This is a genomic window from Spirochaetota bacterium, from assembly GCA_025061835.1.
GTDB lineage: Bacteria > Spirochaetota > Brevinematia > DTOW01 > DTOW01 > SKYB106.
Genome location: JANXAC010000037.1, coordinates 1 through 5,601 on the forward strand (window position 1 = coordinate 1; position 5,601 = coordinate 5,601).

Annotated in this window: 4 protein-coding genes; all 4 read left to right on the forward strand. The window is 34.4% G+C overall.

The features are described 5' to 3' along the window. Nucleotides 1-353 precede the first annotated feature (353 nt). Complete coding sequence (locus NZ579_08030) at nucleotides 354-1,757, forward strand: hypothetical protein (GenBank protein ID MCS7299883.1); 1,404 nt, start codon at nucleotides 354-356, stop codon at nucleotides 1,755-1,757. Further along, complete coding sequence (locus NZ579_08035; protein MCS7299884.1) at nucleotides 1,754-2,221, forward strand: hypothetical protein; 468 nt, start codon at nucleotides 1,754-1,756, stop codon at nucleotides 2,219-2,221. Before NZ579_08030 ends, NZ579_08035 begins: the two co-directional genes overlap by 4 nt. A gap of 2 nt (nucleotides 2,222-2,223) precedes the next feature. After that, on the forward strand, nucleotides 2,224-4,392 hold the full coding sequence (locus NZ579_08040) for a cyclic nucleotide-binding domain-containing protein (GenBank protein MCS7299885.1): 2,169 nt from the start codon (nucleotides 2,224-2,226) through the stop codon (nucleotides 4,390-4,392). 281 nt (nucleotides 4,393-4,673) lie between these two features. Next, on the forward strand, nucleotides 4,674-5,601 hold a 928-nt coding region (locus tag NZ579_08045; GenBank protein MCS7299886.1), incomplete at its 3' end, for an N-6 DNA methylase.

Here is a 5,601-nt window from a genome sequence, read left to right on the forward strand (position 1 = left end):
ATATACTAAAAATATCCATCTCCATAACCTTAAATTATTTTATGAATCATCTATCAAAAAATTTTAGACTTTATTGAACTAGTTTCTATCATTTATACGAGAATAATGAGAAATCTCTGTTCTTTTTGAGTGTATCAAGTATATATTACTATACAAGATTTTAGAAGATACAACATACTGATCCGAAGATAGAAACATACAGGATTTTGAAGAATTAATATTTTTTGTAGGTTTGATCAAGTATCCTTGCGGTTTTTAGAAAAACCTTGTGTATGTCTTGTGATAAACATATACCCTGCAATTTGAGATATTTGTTGTGAAAGTATATGTGTTTGATAAATACTATACTTTGTATGAACATTTTTAGAAAGTTTATATACTTTACGCTGGAGTATCTTGGAATAATTGAGATAGTATTTCAGATAAAATCTAATAACATATTGGTGGGGGTTTTTATCAACTATGTTGTTGGTAGGCATCCAATTAGACTTGTTAGTGGTCAGCTCGTAGATAGGACTAGAATGGAGTTTTCAATTCAAAGGTTTATTGAAAAGAATATAGATATTCCTATTTATCTTGCTAAATTGATACTACCTAGCCAGTTCTTTGTGAATAAAGTGATAACCGTTCCAAAATCTGCGAAGTCTAGGATTAAAAACATAATAACTTCAAGTGTTGAAGGTATGGGGATGTTTGATATAACATCTTTGAGTTATAACCATAAGGTTATAGGAAGTTATAAATTGAGAGATAAGACTTACTTGAAGGTTTTGGTATCAGCGATAAGACTCAATATTCTATCTGAATACATAAACTATTTTAAGAACATTGGTATCTCAATAATTGGGGTTGCGCCGGCTACAATAAATAACATAGAGATATTCCATAATGAGCCTTCTGTTGGGGCAGTTGCAGTCGTTATCAATAAGCAGGATGAAATACTTATGGGTATAGTTTCAAAAAATGGTATCTTGAAACTTGAAGTTATAGAAATGGTAGATAGGAATGTAATTGAAAACTACATAGTTTCTTTTGTCTCGGATTTTATCAAGGAGAGGAGTGTGTTTTTAGAGAAGATACTGATGTTTTATTTTGATAATGATTTTGTTGAGCACATCTTTGATAGAATTAACATACTGTGTGTATTAGGTGAATTGTTGCCTAAATACGGCTGGATGAATGAAAATTTTTCATTTCTGGATATACTATCCTATAAAAGTTTTTCACAGTCCAGTGTAGAATTATCAGTCCCAAAAGAACATAGATCAGTAATTACTGATATAATTATCTTGAGAGCAATAGTGTTATTTACAGTTTTGACATTAGCTGGTTTAATATTCATCATCTCTACTAGGAGTGAAACAGAAAGATATTTGTTGATAAAGAGAGGTATTGAAGGAAATGAGGATAGTATGATACCTGAAGTTAAAAGATATACTAGGATAATTGAGATGAAGAGAAAAATAAATGAATATGAGTCTTTTATATCATCGTTCTACTCTAGGTTTGCCCAAAAGCAAAAATACTTTTACGTACTTTACGATGTATTTAGTAGTCTTGATAGAGACACTTGGCTTAAAGATGTTGAGGTATTCCAGAAAACTTTGAGAATAAGGGGTTTTTCAATAAACGATACTTCGTTCTACATAACAATCTCTAACCTATCAAAAATAGGTAGATTTTCAAAAGTCAAGGTTATCTCCGTAAGAGAGACACAGGATAACTTACTTAGGTTTGAGGTGGAGGTAAGCATATGAGGAGAATTATTCTGAGGGTCTGGGGTGTATTGACGCTAGTTGCTTTTTTGGTAGTTGCTTATTTAGTTGGTGAGTATATTTATCTAAAAGTGAATTTTGAGAAGGTAGATAGTGAGGTTAGGGAGTATCAGGATATACCATATCTCAACAGGAGACTTGCGTCAGTTGAGAGTGAATATATTAGACTGAAAGAAATTGAGTCTGAGACAAGAACTCCAGCACTTGTTCTTGGTAACATTTTAAGGATATTCTCAAAGTATGATGTTGATATAAATTCAATAAACAGGGAGCAGTATGAGGAAGGTGAAGTATATAAAACATCTGTTAGTGGCAAGTTCAGGAATATTTTTCTATCATTAGGGGAGATTGAAAGTTCGTTTATACCTATTAGCATCAGTAGAATTTACATAACTGGCGATTCCGAAAATGTTAGCATGGTGATGAGTTTTGTCATAGCGGAGTAGGTATGTTGGAAATATTGAATCTGCCAAGAGGTGGATACATAGTCCTTAAGAATGGTAAGACAATTCTTCAGATTGGTGTTCCACCTGAAACCATAAAAGACTCTATCAAGCTTTTAGGTGAGGCGCCACAATACTACATAATACCTAAGAATATGCTTGATAGGACAACATTTCTCAATGTTGCAGAAGTTGAGTTTCCGATATACTATAATTACTTCATCAAAAGGCGAAAAACATTCATAATATGCACTGAAGAACAGAAAAATAGTTTGATTACTCTCTTCAAAGAGTCTCTCATAGGACCTGACTATGTTTATGAGGATGACTTTTACAGTGGGTTAAATTGTAATATTTCAGAGGAGATGCTCTTCTTTAGAAGAAAAGACCAAACAAAAAAGGATGAACTTTTTGATGTCTTTGATTCGGTAGAGTTTATTGATATAAACAAAGATGTCAGAATAGAGAACATAACTGTAAGGAAGATTAGTGATAGAATTTGCTTCTTTGAAAATGGAGAGGTTATAAAGGTTAATCTTGAGAATGAACTTAAAGATTCTCTGGATTATGACCTTAAAATAATACACAAGAAGCCATTGAATGATAGAAAACTTTACAACTTCAGGTTTCCTAGGTTTGGTTTTACTTGTCTTGGTGCTAGCAATGGGTTTGACCCTAATGGGACAACTTCCGGTTTTATACTATGGATAAACGGTAAAGGTATTTTCATAGACCCGCCTGCGCACTCTTTTGATGAGATTGAGAGAAACAACATACCTATAAGTAGTATAGTTGCTATAATACTTACTCACTGTCACGCTGACCACGACGCCGGAACGCTACAGAGTATGTTAAGAGGTAGTAAAGAAAGAGTATATACAACTAGAACTGTTTGGGAGTCTTTCAAGAGGAAGTATTCAAGCCTACTTGGAGTAAAACCCGAATTCTTTGATAACATTTGCGAGTTTAGACCTATCAGGATTGGAAAGGAGATTAACATTGAGAATGCTATATTCAAGTTCCATTACGCATTACATTCAATACCTACAGTTGGTTTTACGGTGGAGTTTGAAGGAAAGACATTGTTTTATTCTTCTGATACATTCGTTTCTGATAGAACTAAACTACTTCTTGATGAGGGGATAATATCAAAAGAACGCTATGACTTCACAATGAATGAATTTAAGAAGTATGACTATATCCTACACGAGGCAGGGAATGGTATAATACATACCGACATATCAAAGTTAGACTTTCAAACCAGGGAAGGACAGTATGTTTATGCTTTTCATTGCCCGGAGAAAGAGTATCTTAATTATATCTCTTCAAACCCCAATCCATCTCTTTTATACCCACATCAAGGCGTTGAAGGATCTGTTGTTATACTCCCACAGAATAGGTTGAGTAAGTTTGATGTTTTAACTTCAGTTAAACTATTTCTTGATCTTCCTCTTAGAAACATAAAAATTCTTGAAGAGGACAGTGAGTTTGAAGAGTATAAGCCTGGGGAGTTGATAATTCAGGAAGGTGATGTGAAGAACAAAGATTTCTTCATAATCGTAGAAGGGTATGTAAAACTCTTCACGGGTGGTAAGTTATACAAGGAATATCTAGCCTTTGACTTCTTTGGAGAAAGTGCTATTCTCACCGAGAGAGGAAGAAGTGCTACCATAATAGCAGGTGACAATGGCTGCAAAGTGCTTAGAGTTAAGAGTGAGAGTTTTCTAAAGAGCATCAAGGGCACAAAATTGTATGATAAATTACTCAACCTAGCGAGGATAAGGGGCAAAGATACTTGGGAGATATTCTCAACTAAATACTTTGAAGATTTCACACCGTCAATGAAAACATACTTTGAGATGATACTGAATTATGCAGAGTTTGAGAAGGGAAACATCTTGTATGGTAGTGGTAAGGATGCTAATGTTTATATATTGATCGATGGAGTTGTTAGTATAAGTAAGAACTCTAGCGTTGAGGTTTTGTCTTCTGAAGATAGAAAGTATTACTTTTTAGGAGACCCAGACCATGTCTTGCTCGGAACAAATAACGAGATAGATGAGATAAAGGTTATTTCAGACAAAGCGAGAGTTTTCTACATAAAGTCTGAGGACTTTAGGGAATACTTTTATGACTATCCTGTTATCCTGCCTAGGCTAAAGGCGTATTCGTAGGAGTCTGAAGTTTGTAGGAGAGTTTGGTAAGAATTAAAGTGAAAGAAATATACCCAACAAAAGAACTATAAATCACTTTATCAAAAACTTTCTATTTGGCACTCTTCTAGACAGGGAGAAGTTGAGAATTGCTTGAATAAGTTATGAAAATGAGATATTCAGAATACTCTTCCACAAAAAATACCAAACTCTTGACCAAACATCAGTAGGAGTTAGTTGAATTCTTGGTTTTCTAGGCTTGATAATACTGTTGGCATGGTACCGTTTCTTTTGGAGTATCTATGGGTGATAACAAATCTATGGAAGTGGTAAAGAAAACCTTGAAAGAACGAAAAAGTTTGGGAATGTTCTTCACACCTCTATGGCTTGTTGATTACATGACTAGCCTGATAGATATAAATGGGATGTCTTACGATAGGTTGAAAGTTCTTGAGCCTGCTTGTGGGACTTGTCAGTTTCTTAGGAGGGTTAGAGATAAATTTAAGTACTTAGATATGGATTGTGTTGGTGTTGAAGTGGATAAAGATATAGTTGAATACTCTTTGGAACGGGGATATCTTGAACGTGGCTTTGAGGTAATTGTTGGAGACTATCTGGTTTGGGATTCTAGTGATAAGTTTGATGTAATAATTGGTAATCCTCCGTATGGGATTCCAAGCCCTTCTGAACATTACTCTATAAGGGTAACAAGCTCTATCAGGGAACAGTACAGGAGACTATATCAGACATGGCATGGTAAGTACAATGTTTATGGAGCATTTATAGAGAAGTCAGTAAAGCTTTTGAAACCTCAGGGTCAGTTAGTGTTTGTAGTTCCATCAACGTTTATGATACTTGATGAATTTAAAAAACTAAGGTGCTTCCTATCGAACATGGGAAGAACCCAGATAATATATTTGGGTAGTAATGTCTTCAAACCAGAAGTTGATATAAGTACCGTAGTATTGAAATTCACAAAGTCAGAAAACGAAAAACATTTGCTCAGTCTATTTGAGTACAAGGACGGTGAGACTAGGTTACTTTGGAAGAATACCAATTGGAAGGGCGAATTGGTTTTGTTTTCGACTGAGTTTTCAAAAAGATTAGAGAATATGTGTAGCTTTAGATTAGGTCAAGTCTTTGAAATAAAGATTTCTCCAAGGACACCAGAGGTAAAGAACAATCCAGAAATTCTCAAAATGCCCATCAGCTCTGATCAGGTGTCACACG